The organism is Aequorivita marisscotiae (assembly GCF_029814825.1).
Classification (GTDB): Bacteria; Bacteroidota; Bacteroidia; order Flavobacteriales; family Flavobacteriaceae; genus Aequorivita; species Aequorivita marisscotiae.
Map to the genome: position 1 here is coordinate 200,893 of NZ_CP122379.1, position 23,377 is coordinate 224,269.

20 protein-coding genes are annotated in these 23,377 nt (G+C 38.4%); 7 read left to right on the plus strand and 13 right to left on the minus strand.

Going from position 1 to position 23,377, the window contains the following annotated elements:
- The first annotated feature begins 358 nt into the window (after positions 1-358).
- The 3 genes from QCQ61_RS00960 to QCQ61_RS15515 all read left to right on the plus strand — a co-directional run bounded on the left by QCQ61_RS00960 (position 359) and on the right by QCQ61_RS15515 (position 2,675).
- Positions 359-2,116 (plus strand): T9SS type A sorting domain-containing protein, encoded by a 1,758-nt coding sequence (locus QCQ61_RS00960; protein WP_279448845.1) that lies wholly within the window; start codon positions 359-361, stop codon positions 2,114-2,116.
- An 88-nt stretch (positions 2,117-2,204) separates the two neighbouring features.
- On the plus strand, positions 2,205-2,375 hold the full coding sequence (locus QCQ61_RS00965) for a hypothetical protein (protein WP_279448846.1): 171 nt from the start codon (positions 2,205-2,207) through the stop codon (positions 2,373-2,375).
- A gap of 21 nt (positions 2,376-2,396) precedes the next feature.
- Positions 2,397-2,675, plus strand: coding sequence for a type II toxin-antitoxin system RelE/ParE family toxin (locus QCQ61_RS15515; RefSeq protein WP_431605807.1), 279 nt, complete (start codon positions 2,397-2,399; stop codon positions 2,673-2,675).
- Positions 2,676-2,679: 4 nt separating this feature from the next.
- Here QCQ61_RS15515 and QCQ61_RS00970 read toward each other — a convergent pair whose 3' ends face one another.
- Entirely contained in the window at positions 2,680-3,723 is a 1,044-nt protein-coding gene (locus QCQ61_RS00970; RefSeq protein WP_279448847.1) for an RluA family pseudouridine synthase, read from the minus strand.
- Positions 3,713-4,339: a PASTA domain-containing protein gene (locus QCQ61_RS00975; protein ID WP_279448848.1), complete on the minus strand. Its 627-nt coding sequence runs from the start codon at positions 4,337-4,339 to the stop codon at positions 3,713-3,715. Before QCQ61_RS00975 ends, QCQ61_RS00970 begins: the two co-directional genes overlap by 11 nt.
- A gap of 180 nt (positions 4,340-4,519) precedes the next feature.
- On the opposite strand from QCQ61_RS00975, the gene QCQ61_RS00980 reads away from it, so the two are divergent.
- From QCQ61_RS00980 to QCQ61_RS00995, 4 genes are all read left to right on the plus strand, one after another.
- The gene (locus QCQ61_RS00980; RefSeq protein ID WP_279448849.1) at positions 4,520-5,494 is read left to right on the plus strand and encodes a D-alanine--D-alanine ligase; all 975 of its coding nucleotides are present in this window, start codon (positions 4,520-4,522) and stop codon (positions 5,492-5,494) included.
- A gap of 73 nt (positions 5,495-5,567) precedes the next feature.
- Positions 5,568-6,683, plus strand: coding sequence for a lipid-A-disaccharide synthase (lpxB, locus tag QCQ61_RS00985; RefSeq protein ID WP_279448850.1), 1,116 nt, complete (start codon positions 5,568-5,570; stop codon positions 6,681-6,683).
- Between the two features lie 44 nt (positions 6,684-6,727).
- Positions 6,728-7,312 carry a C40 family peptidase gene (locus QCQ61_RS00990; RefSeq protein WP_279448851.1) on the plus strand — a complete coding sequence of 195 codons (585 nt, stop codon included), beginning with the start codon at positions 6,728-6,730 and terminating at the stop codon, positions 7,310-7,312.
- Between the two features lie 140 nt (positions 7,313-7,452).
- Complete coding sequence (locus tag QCQ61_RS00995; protein WP_279448852.1) at positions 7,453-9,480, plus strand: ComEC/Rec2 family competence protein; 2,028 nt, start codon at positions 7,453-7,455, stop codon at positions 9,478-9,480.
- 27 nt (positions 9,481-9,507) lie between these two features.
- Here QCQ61_RS00995 and QCQ61_RS01000 read toward each other — a convergent pair whose 3' ends face one another.
- From QCQ61_RS01000 to rpsD, 11 genes are all read right to left on the minus strand, one after another.
- Positions 9,508-10,041, minus strand: coding sequence for a thioredoxin family protein (locus QCQ61_RS01000; RefSeq protein WP_279448853.1), 534 nt, complete (start codon positions 10,039-10,041; stop codon positions 9,508-9,510).
- An 85-nt stretch (positions 10,042-10,126) separates the two neighbouring features.
- The gene (locus QCQ61_RS01005; protein WP_279448854.1) at positions 10,127-11,917 is read right to left on the minus strand and encodes a peptide MFS transporter; all 1,791 of its coding nucleotides are present in this window, start codon (positions 11,915-11,917) and stop codon (positions 10,127-10,129) included.
- A 34-nt stretch (positions 11,918-11,951) separates the two neighbouring features.
- Positions 11,952-13,355: a peptide MFS transporter gene (locus QCQ61_RS01010; RefSeq protein WP_279448855.1), complete on the minus strand. Its 1,404-nt coding sequence runs from the start codon at positions 13,353-13,355 to the stop codon at positions 11,952-11,954.
- Positions 13,356-13,381: 26 nt separating this feature from the next.
- The gene (locus QCQ61_RS01015; protein ID WP_279448856.1) at positions 13,382-15,562 is read right to left on the minus strand and encodes a S9 family peptidase; all 2,181 of its coding nucleotides are present in this window, start codon (positions 15,560-15,562) and stop codon (positions 13,382-13,384) included.
- 475 nt (positions 15,563-16,037) lie between these two features.
- Positions 16,038-16,952 carry a dimethylarginine dimethylaminohydrolase family protein gene (locus QCQ61_RS01020; RefSeq protein ID WP_279448857.1) on the minus strand — a complete coding sequence of 305 codons (915 nt, stop codon included), beginning with the start codon at positions 16,950-16,952 and terminating at the stop codon, positions 16,038-16,040.
- Positions 16,953-17,015: 63 nt separating this feature from the next.
- Positions 17,016-18,302, minus strand: a complete 1,287-nt coding sequence (locus tag QCQ61_RS01025) for a citrate synthase (RefSeq protein ID WP_279448858.1) — start codon at positions 18,300-18,302, stop codon at positions 17,016-17,018.
- 178 nt (positions 18,303-18,480) lie between these two features.
- A complete protein-coding gene (gene eno, locus QCQ61_RS01030) occupies positions 18,481-19,767 on the minus strand; it encodes a phosphopyruvate hydratase (RefSeq protein ID WP_279448859.1) in 1,287 nt (428 codons plus the stop codon).
- Positions 19,768-19,841: 74 nt separating this feature from the next.
- Positions 19,842-20,963 carry a glutamine-hydrolyzing carbamoyl-phosphate synthase small subunit gene (gene carA, locus QCQ61_RS01035; RefSeq protein ID WP_279448860.1) on the minus strand — a complete coding sequence of 374 codons (1,122 nt, stop codon included), beginning with the start codon at positions 20,961-20,963 and terminating at the stop codon, positions 19,842-19,844.
- Positions 20,964-21,101: 138 nt separating this feature from the next.
- Positions 21,102-21,599 (minus strand): 50S ribosomal protein L17, encoded by a 498-nt coding sequence (gene rplQ, locus QCQ61_RS01040; RefSeq protein WP_279448861.1) that lies wholly within the window; start codon positions 21,597-21,599, stop codon positions 21,102-21,104.
- A 153-nt stretch (positions 21,600-21,752) separates the two neighbouring features.
- Positions 21,753-22,745 carry a DNA-directed RNA polymerase subunit alpha gene (locus QCQ61_RS01045; protein ID WP_279448862.1) on the minus strand — a complete coding sequence of 331 codons (993 nt, stop codon included), beginning with the start codon at positions 22,743-22,745 and terminating at the stop codon, positions 21,753-21,755.
- Positions 22,746-22,764: 19 nt separating this feature from the next.
- The gene (gene rpsD, locus QCQ61_RS01050; RefSeq protein ID WP_279448863.1) at positions 22,765-23,370 is read right to left on the minus strand and encodes a 30S ribosomal protein S4; all 606 of its coding nucleotides are present in this window, start codon (positions 23,368-23,370) and stop codon (positions 22,765-22,767) included.
- Positions 23,371-23,377: the final 7 nt, after the last annotated feature.

Below are 23,377 nucleotides of genomic sequence, written 5' to 3' on the forward strand. Positions count from 1 at the left end.
AAATATTTATCGGCTGGTAAATATAGAATGATATGTCTTTTTTACTGCGGAAACGTTACTGAAAAGAACAACTTTAACTTTTTGTTAAGAGTAAAGAGCGCTCTGCGCCGTGAATGGATGGAGTGCCCGAAGAGTGGGGTGGATAAACAAGAAAAATAAAATATTAAAAACTCCTGCCGCCTTTTGGCAGAATAGGCCAAAAGTAACCTTCCCCTTATAACAGATTTGAACTTTTAATGGAAATTTTTACAGTGTGAAAGAGCTATAAGGCACTAAAAAACAAATTAGCGATAATTTTTTAATGGATAACTGAACATTTATTAATAGCTTTATAGAAATTAACTTCAAACTATGCCAAATGAAAAAAACAATTACCCTCCTAGCGCTGCTCTTTATTGGAACAGCCACTATTGCCACCGCCCAGCAACAAGGCAAAAAAGCAAGCCTAAATGAAGACGGCACAATTTCCGTTGAAACTGTGATGCTGCCTGAAAACTATTACAATAGCGAACAAACACTAGTACTCGATAGGATTTGGCGCTTCGGGGAGCCGGCACACCCGAACATTAAAAACAGTCGCGGGGTAACTTTGGCCGATATAGACAACGACGGTATAGACGAAATACTCTACGGAATTTGGAATACCTTATACGCTCTTAAGGGCGACGGAACTGTTCTTTGGGAAAAAACCGTTAGCGGTACTATATTGCTTCCTCCGTCCGTGGCAGATTTAGATGACGATGGCACACTAGAAATTGTACTAAATACTGGCGGAGTACCCAATGCAGGTCGTGTTTACTTAATGGATCCCCAAGGTGCCGATTTACCCGGTTGGCCCCTAAACTTTGACGACCACTGGATGATTAATGCCCCCGCCATTGCCGATGTAGATGGCGATGGAATACTGGATATAGTTACAGGCGAACGTGTGGCCAGCGCCCAGGGTTTTGTACATGCCATAAAAATGGACGGCACACCAATTAATACCAATTGGCCCGTAGAAGTTCTCGCCACACCCGCTTTTACGCCTTCAATTGGAGATGTTGATAATGACGGCAATGCCGATGTGGTTATTGCGGCATCTTCTGCAGGGATGTATATTTTTGACAACCAAGGACAAGTTTTCCCTGGATTTCCAGTGGTAGATCCAAACGTTAAATATTCGTACCAATCCCCTATGCTCGCTGATCTTGACGACGATGGCGATTTGGAAATTATAGGAAGCAATCACGGCGACACTCCTGGCTTTTATGTAATGGAACACGATGGGAGCTATAAAGCTGGCTGGCCCATTGCCACTAGCGAATGGACCTACTCTCCTTCCACAGTTTGGGACGTGGATAACGATAGTACTTTTGAAATATTTATGTCTGATAGAAACACCAGCGGAACGCAAGGCGAGGAACTACCCGTACTTTACGGGCTTGATCCCGATGGCAATAATCTTCCTAATTTCCCAATAGAAAAATATGGTGGTACCGAAGGTGTTATTTCAATAGCAGATGTAAATGCCGATGGCAACCTAGACCTTATTTTCCCAAGTATAATGACTGATGCAAATGGCTTTGGTTACATACATGCCTATGCTATGGATGGCAGTGGCGAAATTGACGGCTTCCCTTTACGCACCCGCGGTTTTACATTTTTAAATGGCGCTGTTTTAGGCGATGTAGATAACGACGGACTTTTAGATTTAACTGCTAATAGCTATACTTTAAATTTTGGTGCGGGGGTAGATTCTACCTTTGTAAATGTTTATAATTTAAATGTGCCGTATAACCCCGATAGCATAAAACGAAATGGTTATAAAGGCAACAATACCCGCAATGGTTTGGTTGAATTAGAGGCTATTGCAGGTTTATCAGATTTAAATGCAATTTCAACAATTAATATTTTTCCAAATCCTTCTGAAGGTATCTTGACTTTTAAAATTCCTTCTGCAATTCAAAATGCGAAAGTGAAAATATATAGCATTGATGGAAAAGTGGTGTTTTCGGAAGAAAGAAATCTGGAAACCACAAGCAGCTATAATTTAAAACATTTAAATAGCGGCTTGTATTTTGTGTCAATTTCAGACGGGAAAAATATAACTACAGCTAAGTGGGTCAAAAAATAGGTAGATTTAAAATTTTTAAATACACTCAGTCCCTTTTTCTTTGTTTGGAAAAGGGACTTGTTTTTTATAAAAACTGCATTTTAAAACAATGGAAGAGTTTCAATTGTATTTGATGATGCAGGAAAGAATTCAACCTGAGGATTATTCCTTAATTGATGCCCATAAAAAAATTATTGATGACCGCGTTGCGGAAGCCGATGCCAATCCAGATAATTACGTAACATATCAAGAATTTAAAGATACATTCAAAAAAAAATAAACGTATCAGCTGCGAATTCGCATACTCGCCCATCAAAATGCTGATGAAATATTTGAATATTACAGTGGAATTAATTTGTCTTTAGCAATGCGTTTTTTAAGTGAATTATACAAAGAGATTGATACAGTTGCGAAAAATCCAGAACTGTTTCAACTAAAATATAAAAACACAAAAGTTCGTTATTTGAGAAAATTCCCTTACGGAATTTACTATAGAATCGTTGACGAAGAATTAATTGAAATACTATCTGTTATCCACACAAACCGCAACCCAAAAATTTGGACAAAACGAAATAGATAAATCCCTACTCAATAACATGCTGCGAATAATTTCGCCATTTCTCCAAACACGCTTCCATATCTTCTGGAATTTCACATTCAAAGCGCATAAAACCTCCAGTAGTGGGGTGTACAAATCCTAATGTGCGCGCGTGCAACGCTTGTCGTGGCAATACTTTAAAACAGTTTTCCACAAACTGTTTGTATTTTGAAAAAGTAGTTCCCTTTAATATTTTTTCGCCACCGTAGCGCTCATCGTTAAAAAGGGTGTGGCCTATGTATTTCATATGAACCCTTATCTGGTGGGTACGGCCTGTTTCCAATCTACACGAAACAAGGGTAACGTAGCCCAATCGCTCCAAAACCTTGTAATGCGTAACGGCTGGCTTTCCTTTTTCTTCTTCGTCGTTTTCGTAAACGGTATTTTGCAAACGGTTTTTGGGATGGCGGCCAATATTACCCTCAATGGTACCTTCGTCTTCTTCTACATTTCCCCAAACCAAAGCCACGTATTCACGCTCAGTGCTTTTGTCAAAAAACTGTTTGGCAAGGTGGGTCATGGCTTCCTCAGTTTTTGCAATAACCAAAAGACCGCTTGTGTCTTTATCTATTCTATGAACCAGACCCGGCCTGTTGCTGGAGTTATTGGGTAGATTTTCAAAGTGATACGTTAAAGCATTTATGAGTGTGCCGCTATAGTTGCCATGTCCGGGATGCACGACCATTCCGGCGGGTTTATTTACTACGAGCACATCGTTGTCTTCATAAACTACGTCAATCGGGATATTTTCAGGCACCAGCAAAAATTCATAAGGAGGATGTTCAAAAAGCACCGTTACCACATCATTGCCCTTTACTTTATAATTGCTTTTTACCGCAACTCCATTTACGTGAATATTTCCGGCAACTGCTGCTTTTTGGATTTTATTACGCGTAGCTTTTTCAATAAGATTCATCAGGTATTTATCTACCCGCAGTGCCCGCTGTCCTTTATCTGCCGTAAAACGATAATGTTCGTAAAGCTCATCATTACCGTCGGTATCTTCTATTTCTTCTTCGTTAAAACTCATCACTGCTCTCTTCCTGAATTGGGGTGTTGTCTGGGTCCGTATCAATCGAATCTTCCGTTTGAATCCGGTTTTCGGATTGATCGCCCACAATTAAGTCTATCACCGACGTTTTTTGAAGCGAGGTGCCTGGTTCTAGTTTTTCACCTTTAAAACGCATTTCCAAAACGTTATCGCTAATATGGGGGCGATAGCTAATTTTACCAATCTTAAAGCCCATTGCCAATAGCGTGGGTTCTGCTTGGCGACGTGTACGACCTACTATGTTTGGCACTTCAATTTTGCGATAGCCCGAGGGATTTAAAGTTAAGTACAACTTTCTATTTTCCTTTACAAACTTTCCCGGTTTCGGAATTTGTTCAATAACCGAGTATTTAGGATATTCAGGATTGTAATTTGCCGAATCTAAAATTTCGTACCGCAGATCCATTTCATCTAACTTCTCCTCTACTTTGTCTAAAGACAGTTTTGCCAAATTGGGCACTTCAATTGTTTCGTTATGGTTTGTACTCATTCGCAACCACCACAAGGTTAAAAAGCCCAAAACAAGCAAGGCTACTATAGCCAATAGCAATTGTTTTAAAAATGCTTTGGAAAACACGAACTGGATAAAAGTCATAGATTTCTTTGTTTATAAACAAAAATACAAAAGCCAAAGGTAGTATCTTTTAACGAAATTGATCGCCAAGCATTGCCAGAAATTAAAATTATAATCCTTTGTCGATATATAACTGACAACTGATAACGGTCTCCTCTAACTTTTTAATACTTTTGTAAACGCAGCTTTTAATAGTTTGTTATGGGAAAAAAACATATTGCCGTAGCTATGGGCGGATATTCTAGCGAGTTCGAGATTTCAATTAATAGTGGCGCAATAGTTTGTAACGCCCTCGATAAAAGTAAATACGAAATATATCCTATCCATATTTTGGAAAAAGGGTGGTTTTTTGTTGCCGCAAATGGTACAAAATATCCGGTAAATAAAGCCGATTTCAGTTTTAAAAGCGGGGAAGAAACTATATGTCCCGATGCTGTTTTTAACACTATTCACGGTACCCCCGGCGAAGACGGTTATTTACAGGCCTACTGGGAGTTGTTGGGCATTCCCCACACAAGTACCGATTACTATTCGGCTGCACTGAGTTTTAATAAACGCGACTGCCTGTCTGTACTTAAAAACTTCGGCGTGCGCGCGGCAAACTCATATTTTGTAAATCGCGGTTCAGAGGTAAAAGTCGAAGAAATAATCCTAAAAACTGGTCTGCCGTGTTTTGTAAAACCCAACCGTTCCGGTTCCAGTTTTGGCATTAGCAAAGTAAACGATATATCTGAAATGGAGGCCGCCATAGAAAAAGCCTTTACCGAAGATTCTGAAATAATAATTGAAACGGCTTTAGTAGGTGTTGAAGTGAGCGTTGGGGTTTATAATGAGGGTGAAGAAATAATTGCCTTACCGGTAACCGAAATTGTTACAGAAAATGAATTCTTCGATTATGAGGCAAAATACCTGGGAAAATCCCAAGAAATAACGCCCGCCCGAATTTCAGAAGAAGAAACCGAAATGGTGCAAAAAGAGGCCATTCGCATTTACAAATTACTGAACATGAAAGGTATTACCCGCAGTGAATTTATCATTGAAAAAGGAAAACCTTTCTTTTTGGAAATAAACACCAACCCAGGACTTTCGGCAGAAAGTATTATCCCAAAACAAGCGCGGGAAGCCGGAATGTCACTAACCGAATTTTTTGATATCTTGGTGCAGAATGTGCTATAATTGTTAAAGTTTGCAAGTTTCAAGTTTAAAAAAAACTCGACAACTCTTAACCCATAACTCATAACTTTTTAAAATGAAATACTACCTCATAGCAGGCGAGGCCTCTGGCGATTTGCACGGTGCAAATTTAATGAAAGCTTTAAAAAACGAAGATCCCGATGCAGATTTTCGGTTTTGGGGTGGCGATTTAATGAAGGCCGTTGGCGGCACGGAAGTAAAACATTATCGCGAACTTGCGTTTATGGGTTTTGCAGAGGTTATTATGAATCTCGGCACCATTTTAAAAAATATAAAACGCTGCAAAATAGATATAGAAGCGTATAATCCAGATGTAATTATATTTATAGATTATCCCGGTTTTAACCTTCGTATTGCAAAGTGGGCGCGTTTAAAAAATTACAAAACACATTATTATATTTCACCGCAAATCTGGGCCTGGAAAGAAGGCCGGATTAAAGAAATAAAACGCGATGTAGATGAAATGTATGTTATTCTTCCTTTTGAAAAAGAGTTTTACGAAGAAAAACACAACTTTCCGGTTCATTTTGTAGGGCATCCTTTAATAGATGCCATTTATAATAGAAAACAAGTTATACCCGAAATATTTAAAAAAGAAAATAGATTAGACGAACGTCCGGTTATTGCGCTGCTTCCCGGGAGCCGCAAACAAGAAATTAAAAAAATGCTCGAAATTATGATTTCGGTGGCAAAGGATTTTAAAGATTACCAATTTGTAATTGCCGGCGCCCCAAGTCAGGAACAATCGTTTTACGAAACTTTTCTCAGCACCAAAAATGTGCATTTTGTAACGAATAAAACCTACGATCTATTAAGTATTTCGGAAGCTGCTTTGGTTACTTCGGGCACTGCCACATTAGAAACGGCATTGTTTAAAGTACCGCAAGTAGTTTGCTACAAAGGGAACAGAATTAGTTACGAAATTGCAAAACGCGTAATAAAATTAGACTATATTTCGTTGGTGAATTTAATCTTGAATAAAACTGCCGTCACTGAACTTATTCAAGCCGATTTTAACAAAAAAAGATTAAAGAAAGAGTTGACAAATATTTTAGATCCCTACACCCGCGCCACGGTTTTTCTAGATTATTACGAGTTAGAAAAAGCACTTGGCGGACGCGGTGCCAGTGAAAAAACTGCCAAACTAATTTATTCAGCAATTTCGAAGTAAATAAAATTTCATATTTTTAAACGTTAATTCACAATGCGCTTCAAATGAAAAAACTCGTACTTCTTTCTTTTTTTGCACTATTTCTTATTTCCTGCGGAAGTACTAAGAATACCGGCAAAGTTCCCGAAGCCATTATTGGCACTACCGAACCCCCAACTAAAAAAATAGACACCCACAATAATCACCGCAATAGTGGAAGAAAAGCGAAAGTAGTTACAACGCCAGAGATTGTTGAAGAAAGTCCGAAAGAAATAAAGCAGGAAATTATAGCCTACGCCAAAACTTTTGAAGGCACACGCTATAAATACGGCGGCACCACGGAAGCTGGTATGGATTGCTCGGGATTGGTGTGTACTGCCTTTGGGAAGGAAAACATTTCGTTACCCCGAATTTCGCGCGATATGGCAACCAAAGGAATTCTTATTTCCTTTAAGGATATTGAGGCGGGCGATTTGGTATTCTTTAAAACAAGTAGGCGAAATACAATTAATCATGTAGGCCTTGTAGTTGAATCTAAACGCGGCGAAGTAAAATTTATTCACTCTACCACAAGCGCCGGCGTTATTATTTCATCACTCGATGAAGCCTATTGGAAAAAAGCCTTTGTTGAAGTTAGAAGGGTTATTTAAAACAGATTTTTGTATTTTAGAATAAATTTTATGCAATTAATCCTAAGAATTTGGGATAGTAGGCAAAACCCAGATTCCTTTAAATTGTAAAAATTAATTCTCCCCAGTAAATTTTAAGTGTTCAACTTAAAACTTGGGATATGAAATTTATAAACTTCGCAGTTGTAAAGTTTTCCGCCTGTATTGTAATGGGGATACTTGCAGCACACTTTTTTCCTACTACCACGATTTCAGCCTACTTGGTTTTGCCGCTTCTTTTTGGCGTACTTATACTTTGGTTCTATAACAGAAAGCAGTTAATAGAAACCACTTACTTCGGGATTGCAGCGTATCTCTGCTTTTTCGCAATTGGCTATTGCAATTATCAAATTAGGTTACCACACTTTCAAGCAGAACACTTTTCGCATATACTTAATGCGAATGACGATTTTAAAATTATTCAGCTTAAAATCACCGAAGTTTTAAAACCGGATACCTACAATACAAAATATTTTTCAACGGTAAACGCCATTCAAGGCGAAGCTGCAACGGGTAAAATCCTACTGCAAATTTCAAAAGATTCATCAAATACTTCGTTTTCCGTAGATGATATTCTTTTGGTTTACGGCGCCATATCAAAAATTCCAGAACCATTAAATCCGCACCAATTTGATTATTCAGAATATATGAAATCTTTGAGTGTTTACGGACAAATAAAAATTTCAGAAAAGGAAATTGTACATACTACAACTGGAAGAAAAACGCTATTTGGAATAGCCCAAAACTTTAGAAGTACTATTGTAAGCAAACTTCAAAAAACCGAATTACAATCCAATGAACGCGCGATAATACAAGCCTTGGTTTTAGGTGAAAAAAAAGATATAGACACCGATCTTTACAATGCCTATGCTGCAGCAGGAGCTGTGCATATCTTAGCGGTGTCGGGGCTTCATGTGGGTATTTTATATCTTGTACTCGCGTTTCTTCTTAAACCGTTTTTACAAATAAAATACGGCGCATTTTTACATGCACTTGTAATTGTGCTTCTTCTCTGGGGGTTTGCCTTACTTTCCGGACTTTCACCTTCGGTAACGCGCGCGGTTACCATGTTTAGCTTTTTTGCTGTAGCGAAACTTCTCAACCGCGAAACAAATTCTATTAACACGTTATTTCTTTCCTTTTTAACCTTGCTTTTAATTAATCCGCTTTGGTTGTTTCAGGTTGGGTTTCAGTTGAGTTTTTTGGCGGTATTCTTTATTGTTTGGCTGCAACCTCTTTTTTATAAAGTTGGATTTTCCAAATACACCGTAGTGCGTAAAATATGGGGGATAATTACCGTTACCCTCTGTGCCCAGATTGGCGTATTGCCGCTAAGTTTGTATTATTTCCATCAGTTTCCCGGCTTGTTTTTATTGACGAATATTGTGGTGCTACCCCTACTAACCGTGTTGATGTGCGGTGGCATATTGATTGTAATTTTGGCTGCACTCCAAATGCTTCCCCATTGGTTGGCCCAGGCTTATAACGCAGTAATAGAAAGTCTAAACAATTTTATAACCTGGGTTTCGGTACAAGATGAATTTCTCTTTAAAAGCATTCATTTTTCCGAAGTAAAAGTATTGGGAGCTTATATACTAATAATTGCGGTAGCTCTGTTTTTTAAAAAAATGAAATATCGCAAATTGATGGTTTCGTTATTGGCATTCGCAGTATTTATTACAATTTATATTTTTGAGGAATACAGAACCTCAAACAACCAATTAGTGGTTTTTCAAAAAAATAAGCAGACGCTAATAGGTTATAAAAATGGAAAGAAACTAATTGTTTATAAAAGCGACACCATTTCGAGTAGTTCCGAAATATACCCTATAAAATCGTTTAAAACAGCAGTAAATAGCACTGCCTATTCCGAAGAATTGCTGCCGAAAGTATTTCAATATAAGCGCAAAACTATTTTAGTTTTAGACAGTTTGGCGGTTTTTCCAACCCATAAAAAAGTACATACTATTATACTTACCCATAGTCCAAAAGTAAATTTAAATAGACTTATTGACAGTTTACAACCTAAACAGATTATAGCAGACGGGAGCAATTATTTTACATATGTAACCCGTTGGGAAAAAAGCTGTAAATTAAAAAAGCTCCCGTTTTGCCATACAGCAAAACAAGGAGCTTTCCCAATAGATTAGCTAGAATATGAAACCGAAATAGCTAACCTAAAAAGTAGGTTTAAAATTTTTCTGATACGCTGCCCATGCTTCGGCAGTGGTAACTTTTAAATAATCATCTGTGTGTATCATTTTCAAAAATATTTCGAGCTGTGGCGGGGTTCTATAGCCCGGAACTGCTTGGATTAAATCTCCATTTTCCTTAAAAAATACAACCGTGGGATAGGCATTTACCTTTAGTGCGTGTGCAAACAAATGCTGCGAATTTCTTCCTTTTCTATTTGGATCGTAATTTGGGTTGGTGTAGGTGAAATCGTTAAAAGTCACCTCTTCGGTACCTTCGGCGTTAAACTTTACAGCGTAGTAATTTTTATTTACGTATTCAATAACGTCTGCATCGCTAAAGGTATTTTTGTCGAGTAATTTACATGGCCCGCACCAAGTAGTATAAACGTCCATAAAGATTTTTTTAGGTTCTTTTTTCTGGGCTTCAAGCGCTTCGTTCATTGTCATCCAATTTATTTTTTGCGCATTGATGTTGGTTGCGGAAACTAAAAGAAAAAGTAGTAGTATATATTTCATTCTAAAGGCTTTAAAAAATTTTATGTTTTTGAAACAAAAAGCGTTCCATAAAAAGGAACGCTTTTTTATTGTAAAGTATTGTGTATTAACGAATGCCGTGCATTAGTTTTTTTAGAACAGGGTTTAATAACATTGAAATAATCCCAACTCCTATAGGTATTAGCGTAAATATTAAAAAGAATGTTCCCATAGAATATTCAGACGAAATTTTATCGATCATACCTCCCATTGTATTGGCTGCTTTTTGCCCGACCGCTATGGCGAGGTACCAAACACCAAACATAAAACCAATCATTCGGGCGGGCACTAATTTACTTAAATATGAAAGCCCCAATGGCGATAAACAAAGCTCGCCCATCGTGTGCATTAAATAAGCTAGTATAAGAAATATCATACTCACCTTTGCGGTCATAGCTCCCGGAGGAATGTCTGATGCGCCATAGGAAAGAATGGCAAAGCCCAAGCCCAAAAGTATAAGCCCGATGCCATATTTTACGGCCGCACTGGGGTTATACTTGCTCTCCCACCATTTTGAAAATATAGGTGCCAAGGTAATAATGAAGAACGAATTTAAAATCCCGAACCAAGTGGCATCTACCTGCAATTCAGTTTGATTGAATTTATCGTACAATCTATAAATAACCAGCCCCCAAATACCAATAAATGCGATCACCAAAGCTACATTGGACAAGGCAATTCTACTATACGTTTTCTTGACGAGCAAATAAATGACCCAAGAAATAATAATCAAGGGAACGGTCGTTAATAGCGCATCTATAATTTTGAAAATCATGGCAGAATTTCCGGTTAAGTCCCTATCTGTATAATCCTGTGCAAAAAGCGTCATTGAGCCTAAGGATTGTTCAAAAAATGCAAAAAAGAATACCGTAAAAAGTCCGAAGATTGAAACGGCAATAAGCCTGTCTCTAACAATTGGCAAATAACGTGCAATACGGGTAACCAATAGTATTAAAAACATTGCCAAAGCAGCGAGCACGACAATATTGGTTCCGCTCATTCCGCCAATTTCAAAAGGCACCAACGATTTAGAATAGATAGTTTCTAAGGGATCATTAAACAGATATAGTAATCCGCCGATAGAGGATAATACTATAAGTACATAATCAAACACCGTAAATGGGTTGAGTTTAATTGGCGCTTCCTCTACTTCGTCTTGGCGTAGTTCCGGCCTTTCTTCGTTTATATTTTGAGGTATTTCAACTTCGTGGACTTTGGAAGGTTTTGCACCAATATTTCCAAATATTTTATGTGCCAATAAAAATTGAAGCATTCCTAAAAACATAAATATTCCAGCAAGACCAAAGCCCCAAGCCCAACCTTTATTTTCGGCTAAGTACCCGCAGAGCATCATTCCAAAAAAAGCTCCGGCATTAACACCCATATAAAAAATAGTATAAGCGCCATCTTTTTTTGATTCCTTGCCCTTGTACATTTCGGAGATGATAGACGTAATATTGGGCTTAAAAAAACCTGTACCAATAACCAAAAGTGCAAGTCCAAGATAAAATGACGAAGTAGTTTCGAGTGCCATAGAGGCATGCCCCGAGGTCATAATAATACAGCCAATAACCACTGCCATTCGGTAACCAGTTATTTTATCTGCAATATAACCGCCAATTATTGGCGTTAGGTATAAGAGCGATGCGTAGGTACCAATAAGCGCTAAAGCATGTTCTCTTGGCCAGTCCCAACCTGGGTTGTCGCTCATAAGCGGTGCCGTTAAAAACAACACTAAGAGGATTCGCATTCCGTAAAAGGAGAAACGTTCCCACATTTCGGTAAAGAAAAGTATAAAAAGTCCGGCTGGATGTCCTAAAACTTTGTCTTTAAATAAATTTTCAATATCGGTATTCATGACTCTCAATTTTGGTTAGATAGTTAATGAAGGATTAGTTCGCTTTATTGATGTCTGGATCTGCAAGTTCAAACGGTTCATTATCATGAAGCTCACGTTCGTTATCTTCCGCTCCGTGGGTAAGGTTTTCCAATTTCTTACGTATTAACAGAACCAATAGACCAAAAACTATACAGAATATTGCAATACCTGTAAAGACAGTGTATTCTCCTAAATCGGATGCAGATTCGCCTAATAGCCCGGCCACTTTATTTCCGAAGCCAGTCATTGCAAAGTAAACTCCCATCATAAGAGAAGCGTACTTTAGAGGAGCCAATTTTGTAATATATGAAAGCGCCACTGGCGATAGGCATAATTCGCCAATAGTGTGAAATAAATACGCCAAGACCAACCAATACATTGCAGACGAACCTTCTATCTTAAATTCAGCAGCAGCGGCAGTCATAAAGAAGAATCCGGTTCCCATTATAATTAACCCAATACACATTTTAAAGAGAGACGTAGAGATTTTTCCCTTTAGTTTTCTTTTGGCCCAATATGCAGCTACAACTGTACCGAATATAATTATAAACATGGCATTTAGAGACTGAAACCAAGATGCTGGAACAGTAAAACCCATCAACATACGATCGGTTTTTTCTGAAGCGTAAATGTTCATCAAACCGCCAGCTTGTTCAAAGGCACCCCAAAATACAATTACAAGCACAAAGGAGATAAACAATACGATCATTCTATCCTTTTCAATTTTATTCAACGGTCTGGCCATTGCTGCCTTTTCTTCCGGATCTATAGATTTATTGGTGTTGTTTCCAACATATTTTAAATGTTTTTGACCAACTAAATACTGAATTAATCCCAACGCCATACCAATTGCGGCAAGACCAAAACCATAGTGCCATCCATAAACTTCACCTACATAACCAACAATTAAACTGGAAAGGAAGGCGCCAATATTTATACCGATATAGAATATGGTAAATCCCTTATCTCTTCTAATATCGCCAGGCTTATACAAACCACCAACCATAGTAGAGATATTTGGCTTAAGCATACCCACACCAGCAACGATTAGCCCTAAACCGGTATAAAAAGCCCACATATATTCAAAAGATAAAATTCCGTGACCAGCAACCAGTAAAATTCCACCTACTAGCACCGATTGTTTTTGCCCTAAGAATTTATCGGCTATCCAACCACCGGGAATAGATGCTACATATACAAACATGGTGTACCAGCCATATACTGATAATGCTTCGGCATTTGTCCAACCCAAACCTGGGTTTCCACCAGTAGATTCTGCCACTAAGTAAAGTACCAAAATAGCACGCATTCCGTAATAGGAAAAGCGTTCCCACATTTCGGTAAAAAACAAGATGTAAAGACCAACAGGATGGCCAAATAATTCCTTTTGCTTTTGATATTGTAGTGCGTCTGACATAAGATTTATTATTAGTTGTTGTTGTTTTATAAGTTTTTCTTGATGAAATCGGTCATTAATGTATAAAGATGAAGTCTGGTATTTCCGCCGTAAATACCGTGGTTTTTATCGGGGTAAATTCGCCAATCAAATTGTTTATTGGCCTGTACCAACGCTTCTATTAAACGCATGCTATTCTGCACATGTACGTTGTCATCAGCGCTTCCATGAACCAATAAAAACTCACCTTTAAGTCCGTTAACGTGCGACAATGGTGAATTTTCATCATAACCCGTGGGATTTTCCTGTGGGGTTTGCATATAGCGCTCGGTATAAATGCTGTCATAAAATCTCCAACTGGTTACTGGAGCCACCGCAATGGCCATTTCAAACGTTTCGGGTGCTTGAAACAATGCGTTTGACGACATAAACCCACCATAACTCCAACCCCAAATTCCAGTACGAGAAGCGTCTATATATGGTAACTCACTTAACTTTTTAGCAACCGTTATTTGGTCTTGGACTTCATATTTACCCAATTCCTTTTGCGTCATCTTCTTAAAATCCCTTCCTTTAAAACCTGTTCCGCGACCATCTACACAAGCCACGATTATATCTAACTCATTGGCGAGCATTTCATGCCAGTAATCATTTGTACCCATCCAACTGTTTGAAACATTTTGCGAACCGGGACCTGAATACTGATATAAAAACAATGGGTATTGTTTGGTTTCATCAAAATCTACCGGTTTAATGGTGTACATGTTTAAATCTTCGCCATTAATATGTATAGTTGAAAATTCCTTCGGTGAAATCTTAAACGCATCCAACCGATTTTTAAGGTCGTTGTTATTTTTTATTTCGCGTAGCAACTTCCCTGTTCTTGCGTCGTGCAATGTATATACATAGGGTGTTGTGGCATTTGAAAAAGTATTTATAAAGTACGAAAAGTCTGCGCTAAAATCTGCTGCATTGGTTCCCGTCTGTTGGGTTAAACGCACTTTGTTCTTTCCGGAAGGAAGAATAGAATACACATCGCGGTTTATACTGCCATTTTCGGTACTTTGGTAATAAACGCGCCCCGTATTTTGATCAAATCCGTAATAGGCGGTAACTTCCCACGGGCCGCTGGTTACTTGGTGTAGCAATTTTCCGTTTTTGTCGTACTGATAAATATGGTTCCAGCCATCCTTTTCGCTGGTCCAGAAAAAACTGTTGTTGTTTAAAAAAGTAAGATTGTCGGTAACGTCAACGTATGCATCATCTTTTTCGGATAAGATTAATTTTGAAGTATTGTTTGAAGCATCTACAAAAACCAAGTCGATTACATTTTGATGCCTGTTGGCAAGCTGTACACTTAACAGATTATTGTCTTCGGTCCAAAGCAATCTGGGGATGTAGTAATTGTTGTAGTTTGAAAGATTTACTTCCGAAGTTTTCCCACCATTAAGATCATAAAGATGCAAGGAAACTTTAGAATTTGCCTCTCCCGCTTTTGGGTATTTAAAAGTATCTGCCGTTGGGTATAATTGATTGCCGTACAGATCCATATTAAATTGTGGCACTTCGGATTCATCAAATTTTATGTAGGCCAGTTTATCGCCACTTGTGCTCCATTCAAAAGCGCGAACAAAGGCAAATTCTTCTTCGTAAACCCAATCTGTAATTCCGTTAATGATACTATTTTTTTTACCGTCGGAAGTAATTTGCTTTGTTTCCCCGGTATTTAAATCTTTTATGTACAGATTATTTTCAAAACCGTACGCAATCTTACTGCCGTCATTACTAAAAGTAGGTTCTTGTATTTTATTGGTAGAAACTAAACTGAACTGTTTGGAGGCAACATCGTAAACGTAAAAAGTACCCCGGGACGAACGACGGTATATTTGCTGCAATTCGGTAGTGAAAAGAATTTTAGATTCATCGGCGCTAAATTCGTACGAAATAACGTAGTTAATTCCCTTTAAATCGTTTGTGTTTAAAAGTGTTCGCACCTTTTCGCCGCTTTTATACTCAAATACATCTACGGTTGACGCCTTATTTTGCCTATCGTAATTTAGTACGGCGTATTCCTTGCCGTTATTCATGGAATGCAGGGCATCTAAACCTTGGGTTCTAAATGCACCGCCCCAAATTTCTTCAAGGCTTATGTTTTTCTGTTGGGCATTAATGGTAGTAATTGCTGTTAGAAACAGCAATAAAAAAGGAAGGGATTTAAATCTTTTCAAAGTGTTAAAATTTTAATACGCCAAGTTTACTAAATTTTTGTGAAAGTGGGGGTCGTTTTTGTGTTAAATAAGCCTTTGCAGCCCTATTTAATAGTAATAACAATTTGTTGCAATAGCTTACAAATTGTACATTGTAGAATGAATTTTAAATAACTCCCTCAAGATAAAGGCCAAAAGCGTTTTTAATGAAGTTTTTAGTATAATTTCAAAATTGCAAACATCAATAAGCTTGAAGTAATAATTTTACCATAAAACATCTTCCACGGAAATTTTTGATTTCAAAAAACATTTAAAAACGTTTGTCGCACCAATCTTTGTTTAATCCTCTGCAAAATTATTTCATTCGAAGTTTTAAAAAGAAAGTTTAAACAAGCATCTCGTAAATTTAATGTGCTATTTCGTCTTAATTTAAAGGTATATTTATGTCGAGATAGTTATTAAGTTTTGTTTGGCAGCTAAGCTTTAACAACTTGGTTCAATCCCGAATTAACGGCATTGTAGTACAGCGCAGCAATCCTTCCTGCTTGGCGATTTCGGCATATGGAACTTCTTCAACAGTGAAGCCTTGTTCGCGAAGCCAAGTATTTAAACGGGTAAAGTTTTTTTCAGATATAATTACGTCGGGCGAAATAGAAAAAACATTGCTATTCATATTATACATTTCGTCTTTTGTAATATGGAAACAATTGTCTTTCCCAAAGAAATCCACCAACCATTCGTACTCTTCTTCAATCAAGAAACCTTCTTTATGAATAATTGCTTTTCCCTTGCCCAAAGGCTGAAAGCAGCAATCTAAATGCAAAGCGTTTTCATTGGCAACTGTATTGCTCTTTTTTAAGTTGAAGGATTTTACTTTTTTATACGGGAACAGTTTTTGAAGATGTTTTACAGCCTTCATATTTGTTCGAGCTGTAATAAAATTTTCATAATCGTCGCCGTAGTAAGTACCCACAAAAATATATTCGCCCCAGGGCATCACATCGCCACCTTCAATATGGGCGTTTTCCGGAAATTCTATAACTTTTGAAGGATCTATTTGATTAATTACGTGCTCAATGGCCTCAATTTCTTTTGAACGATCGTCGAGTATGTTGGCAATTATAAATTTGTCTTCAATAACAAAAGCGATGTCTCGCGAAAAAATCTGGTTGTAATCTTTTATGGAATGGGGTCTGTAAACCTTTACGTTGTACTTGCTAAAAACTTCGGCCACAGCGTCTATTTCCTTCACCATATCTTCATCTTTGGGGTAGGTCCCCGCTTTAATGTGTTCGGCAGATTTTGGGTCGTATGCATCTTCCAATTTTGGCACGGGGCCATTGCTATCTGCGCGGCCCAATATTACGGCGCGCAATCTAGAAATTTCGTCTGTAACGTTCAGTTTAATCATACGGCAAATATAAAAAAAGCACCTCGATACCGAAGTGCTTTTTTGCGTATTAAAAATTTAGTATTATCTTTTTTCTACTGGCACAAATTCACGATGCGTTTTCCCAACGTAGATCTGTCTTGGACGGCCTATTGGTTCTTTGTTTAGGCGCATTTCCCTCCATTGTGCAATCCAACCCGGCAAACGCCCAAGAGCAAACATTGGGGTAAACATTTCAACGGGAATGCCTAGAGCTCTATAAATTATCCCAGAGTAGAAATCTACATTCGGGTACAATTTTCTTTCTACGAAGTACGGATCTTCCAAAGCTTCCTTTTCAAGTGCTTTAGCAATATCTAATATTTCATCGTCTATGCCCAAATCGTCTAAAACAGCATCTGCCGCTTTCTTAATAATTTTTGCACGTGGATCAAAATTCTTGTAAACTCGGTGTCCGAAGCCCATTAAACGGAACGGATCGTTTTTATCTTTGGCTTTTGCCATAAATTTTTTGGTATCGCCACCATCTTCTTTAATTGCTTCCAGCATTTCAATTACCGCTTGGTTAGCACCTCCGTGAAGTGGCCCCCATAAAGCGGCAATTCCAGCCGAAATAGAAATAAACAAGCCTGCGTGCGAAGATCCTACAATACGCACCGTAGAGGTAGAGCAATTTTGTTCGTGATCTGCGTGAAGGATTAACAACTTGTCTAATGCCTCCAAAATAATATCGTTTGTGGCGTAATCGGCACTGGGCTTTTTGAACATCATTTTAATAAAGTTGTCTACATATCCTAGAGAATCGCCACCGTAGTCTAGCGGAAGCCCCATACGCTTTCTATAAGTCCAAGCCGTTAAAACAGGAAATTTCCCCAGAATCTTTACAATGGCCTTATACATATCTTCTTCGCTATCTACGTTTACCGAAGATGGGTTAAACGCTACCAAAGCCGAAGTTAAGGAAGACAAAACCCCCATCGGGTGGGCAGATTTCGGAAATCCGTCTAATATTTTTTTCACATCCTCATCTACGTGGGATTGTGCTTTTATATCTGCGTGAAATTTATTTAGTTGTGGGGTGGTAGGTAATTCCCCAAAGATAAGAAGATAGCATACTTCTAAAAAGTGGGCTTTCTCGGCCAGTTCCTCAATAGAGTAACCACGATATCGCAGCACTCCTTTTTCACCATCCAAAAAAGTGATTGCACTTTCGCAAGCGCCCGTATTTTTATAACCTGGGTCAAGGGTAACAACACCTCCGGTGTCTGCTCGAAGACTTTTAACATCAATTCCTAATTCATTCTCAGTTCCCTCTACGATGGGGAAATCATATTTTTTACCTTCAATCTCGAGGGTCGCCATCTTTGCCATAAAATATAGTGTGTTTTTTAATTATTCAGAATCGCTAAATTACAAAATCTAAAGCAAATTTTTTAACAATTGCACGTAATCTTAGGTTAAAAAAACCTTAAATAAAATGAGGTGAAATATTATACAAAACAAAAAAAACCTCGCGAATAGCAAGGTTTTACAAAGAATTAACTCCTTCTTATATTTTAAAGGCCTTTTCCTGCGGAAAATAAGCCACATCGCCCAATTGCTCTTCAATTCGAAGCAATTGATTGTATTTGGCCATTCTATCACTTCGCGAAGCGGAACCTGTTTTAATTTGACCACAATTTAAGGCCACGGCCAAATCTGCAATTGTGTTGTCTTCGGTTTCCCCACTTCGGTGACTCATTACTGAAGTATAACCAGCATTGTGCGCCATATTTACAGCTGCAATGGTTTCGGTAAGCGTACCAATTTGGTTTACTTTTATTAAAATTGAATTGGCTATCTTTTCAGATATACCCTTCGAAAGTCTTTCAACATTGGTAACAAATAAGTCGTCTCCCACCAATTGTACTTTATGGCCCACTTTTTCGGTTAAGTATTTCCAACCGTCCCAATCATTTTCGTCCATCCCATCTTCAATTGAAATTATTGGATATTTGTCGCATAATTGCGCTAAGTAATCCGCCTGTTCTTTTGACGTTCGCACCTTACCTTTTTCCCCTTCAAATTTTGTGTAATCGTATTTATTATTCACATAAAATTCGGCAGCGGCGCAATCTAAAGCAATCATAACATCATCGCCTAATTTATAACCCGCATTTTGAGTAGCTTTTGCAATGGTGTCTAAGGCATCTTCTGTTCCGTTTAGCGTTGGAGCAAACCCTCCTTCGTCGCCTACGGCCGTACTCAACCCACGATCGTGCAATACTTTTTTCAGATTGTGAAATATCTCAGATCCCATTTGCATGGCATGTGTAAAACTTTTCGCCTTAATTGGCATGACCATAAATTCCTGAAAAGCAATAGGGGCGTCGCTATGCGAGCCTCCGTTAATAATATTCATCATGGGCACAGGGAGTGTTTTGGCACTTACCCCGCCCACATAACGGTACAGAGGCATGCCTAGTTCGGCTGCAGCAGCTTTGGCACATGCTAATGAAACGCCCAAAATGGCATTGGCTCCGAGTTGCGATTTATTGGGTGTACCGTCTAACTCTATCATAGTTTTGTCTATGAGCTCCTGTTCAAAAACTGAAATCCCCAAGAGTGTCCCAGCTATTTTACCCTGTACATTTTCAACAGCTTTTAAAACCCCTTTTCCCATATATGCTTTGTCGCCGTCGCGAAGCTCCACAGCTTCGTGCTCGCCTGTTGAAGCTCCCGACGGAACGGCGGCGCGGCCCATAAATCCGTTTTCGGTGATTACGTCTACTTCTACGGTTGGATTTCCTCTTGAATCAAAAATTTGTCTGGCGTTGATGTCTATTATGATGCTCATTGGAATTATTAGTTAGTGATATTTGTTAATTGAAAGACCCCAAAAGTTTTAAAAACCTTCGGGGTCTATTGATTTTATACGGTTTGTAATTTATATTTTTCAATACTTTCGATAAACTGATCAAAAAGATACGAAGCATCGTGCGGTCCGGGACTTGCTTCGGGGTGATATTGTACCGAAAAGGCAGGTTTATTTTTTAAACGAATTCCTGCCGCAGTATGATCGTTAAGATGTTCGTGCGTAATTTCGATATTTGAATTGGCTTCCGCTTCTTCTCTATTTATAGCAAAACCGTGATTTTGCGAGGTAATTTCACCTTTACCGGTGATTAAATTCATAACAGGATGGTTTATACCGCGATGCCCGTTGTGCATTTTATAAGTTGAAACGCCATTTGCCAAAGCTAACATTTGGTGTCCCAAACAGATTCCGAACATAGGTAATTCCTTTTCCAAAATAGTTTTTACAACTTCTATAGCGCTATGGAGTGGCTCCGGATCACCGGGACCATTAGATATAAAATAACCATCTGGATTAAATGCTTCCATTTCTGAAAAACTAGCATTGTAAGGAAATACCTTTATATAGCAATCCCGTTCGGCAAGTCTGCGCAGAATATTCTTTTTTATCCCTAGATCCAAAGCCGAAACTTTATATTTAGCATTTTCGTCGCCATAGTAATAAGGTTCTTTAGTTGAAACTTTTGAGGCAAGTTCAAGACCGTCCATATTAGGTACAGCGGCGAGTTGTTGTTTAAGACCTTCAATATTATCAACTTCTGTAGAAATAACGGCGTTCATCGCACCATTGTCGCGAATGTAGCTTACCAGTGCGCGGGTGTCAACGTCACTTATTGCCAATAAATTATTTCTGTTTAAAAATTCTTCCAAGGAATCATCTGCCGCGGGACGCGAATAATGGTAACTAAAATTGCGCACCACCAATCCTGCAATTTTTATTCCTTCAGATTCTACTTCGTCTTTATTGGTGCCATAGTTCCCGATGTGGGCGTTTGTGGCGACCATTATCTGTCCAAAATAGGAAGGGTCTGTAAAAATCTCTTGATACCCGGTCATTCCGGTGTTGAAACAAACTTCACCGAAGGCTGTACCTTCTTTGCCACCTACAGCTTTTCCGTAGAAAATGGTGCCGTCTGCCAGTAAAATAAGTGCTTTTTTTCGTGTTTGGTATTTCATTCCTTTAAAGGTTTCAACCCTGCGACAAGTTCAGGGTGACAATTATTAGGTTTCTCAAAAATCTTTGCAAAAATAGTATAAAAAAAAGGGATAAACGAAAACGCTTATCCCTTTGTTATTTATTGAATTGGAATTCATTTATTCCTCTTCCTTTTTAGCTTCTTTTTCAGTTTTTGCTGGAGCAGCTTTTGCAGCAGGAGCAGCTGCTGAAGAACCGCTTCCACGACGACTTCTACGCGTAGATTTTTTCTTGGTTGCTTTACCAGCATTGTAAAGTTCGTTGAAGTCAACAAGCTCTATCATGGCCATATCAGCGTTATCACCAAGACGGTTACCCAATTTAATGATACGAGTATAACCACCCGGACGGTCACCAACTTTTGGCGCAACAGTTCTAAACAGTTCTGCAACTGCATCCTTTTGACGCAATTTTGCAAATACCAAACGACGGTTGTGTGTAGTATCTTCCTTTGACTTTGTTACTAATGGCTCTACAAATTGTTTCAACGCTTTTGCTTTTGCCACAGTAGTGTTGATTCTTTTGTGTTCTATTAATGAACTAGCCATGTTAGCCAACATTGAGTGTCTATGGGCAGTTTTTCTACTTAATTGATTTATTTTTTTTCCGTGTCTCATGACATTTTTGTTTTCATCATCTTGCTACCAGATCCGTTTGTCGGAGAGCAAATTATGATGGGTTAATTTATTAACGATTGTTGATTTATGATTGTTGATTTCAGATTTACAACTTCAAAAATCTGAAATCATAAATCGGAAACCGTTAATCAACTAGTCTTTATCTAATTTATACTTTGCAAGATCCATCCCGAAGTTTAGGCCTTTTACGTTTACAAGCTCTTCTAGCTCTGTAAGCGATTTTTTACCGAAGTTACGGAACTTCATCAAGTCGTTTTTGTTATATGATACCAAGTCGCCCAAAGTATCAACCTCTGCCGCTTTTAAACAGTTTAGCGCACGAACCGAAAGATCCATATCTACTAGTTTTGTTTTAAGCAACTGACGCATGTGAAGGGATTCTTCATCATAGGTCTCGGTTTGTGCAATCTCATCCGCCTCCAAGGTAATGCGCTCATCGCTGAACAGCATAAAGTGGTGGATTAAGGTTTTTGCAGCTTCGGTTAAAGCATCTTTTGGATGAATAGATCCGTCGGTAACAATTTCGAAAACTAATTTTTCGTAATCTGTTTTCTGCTCTACACGGAAGTTTTCAATACTGTACTTCACATTTTTAATTGGAGTGTAGATAGAATCTGTAAAGATGGTTCCCAAAGGAGCGTTTGCTTTTTTGTTCTCTTCTGCAGGAACGTAACCGCGACCTTTTTCGATAGTGATTTCCATATTAAGGTTCACTTTCTTATCCATATTACAAATAACCAATTCTGGGTTCAATACTTGGAAACCTGAAATGAATTTTTGGAAATCGCCTGCTTTTAACTGTTCGTTTCCAGATACCGAAATAGTAACGGTTTCGTTATCTACTTCGTCTATTTGTCTTTTAAAACGAACTTGTTTAAGGTTCAAAATAATTTCGGTAACGTCTTCCACTACACCAGCGATGGTAGAAAATTCGTGATCCACGCCTTCCATGCGAACTGAAGTAATGGCGAATCCTTCCAAAGAGGAAAGTAATACGCGTCTTAATGCGTTACCAATGGTAAGTCCGTACCCCGGTTCTAAGGGACGAAATTCAAATTTCCCTTCAAAATCGGTAGAATTTACCATTATAACTTTATCAGGCTTCTGAAAACTAAATACTGCCATAATTGACTTGCTGTTTTTATTATTTAGAATATAATTCGACGATCAACTGCTCGTTGATGTTTTCTGGAATTTGGATACGTTCTGGAATAGAAACAAATGTTCCTTCCTTCTTTTCACCATTCCAACTAATCCACTCGTAAACGTGACTTGCATTGGCCAAAGAATCGTTAATCGCTACAAGCGACTTAGATTTTTCTCTAACGCCTACAACATCTCCAGGTTTAAGCTGGTACGATGGAATGTTTACTTTTTCACCATTAACGGTGATATGACGGTGAGAAACTAGTTGTCTGGCACCTGAGCGACTAGGAGATATTCCCATTCTGTACACTACGTTATCCAAGCGAGACTCACACAATTGTAGCAATACAGTACCGGTAATTCCTGGCGCTGCTGTTGCTTTTTTAAACATATTTCTGAACTGGCGCTCTAAAATACCATACGTGTATTTTGTTTTTTGCTTTTCAGCAAGTTGGATTGCGTATTCAGATTTTTTTCCACGACGACGGGTATTACCGTGTTGCCCTGGAGGATAGTTTCTTTTTTCGAAAGATTTATCATCTCCGAAAATTGCTTCCCCGAATTTACGGGCTATTTTAGTTTTTGGACCAGTATATCTTGCCATTTCTAAT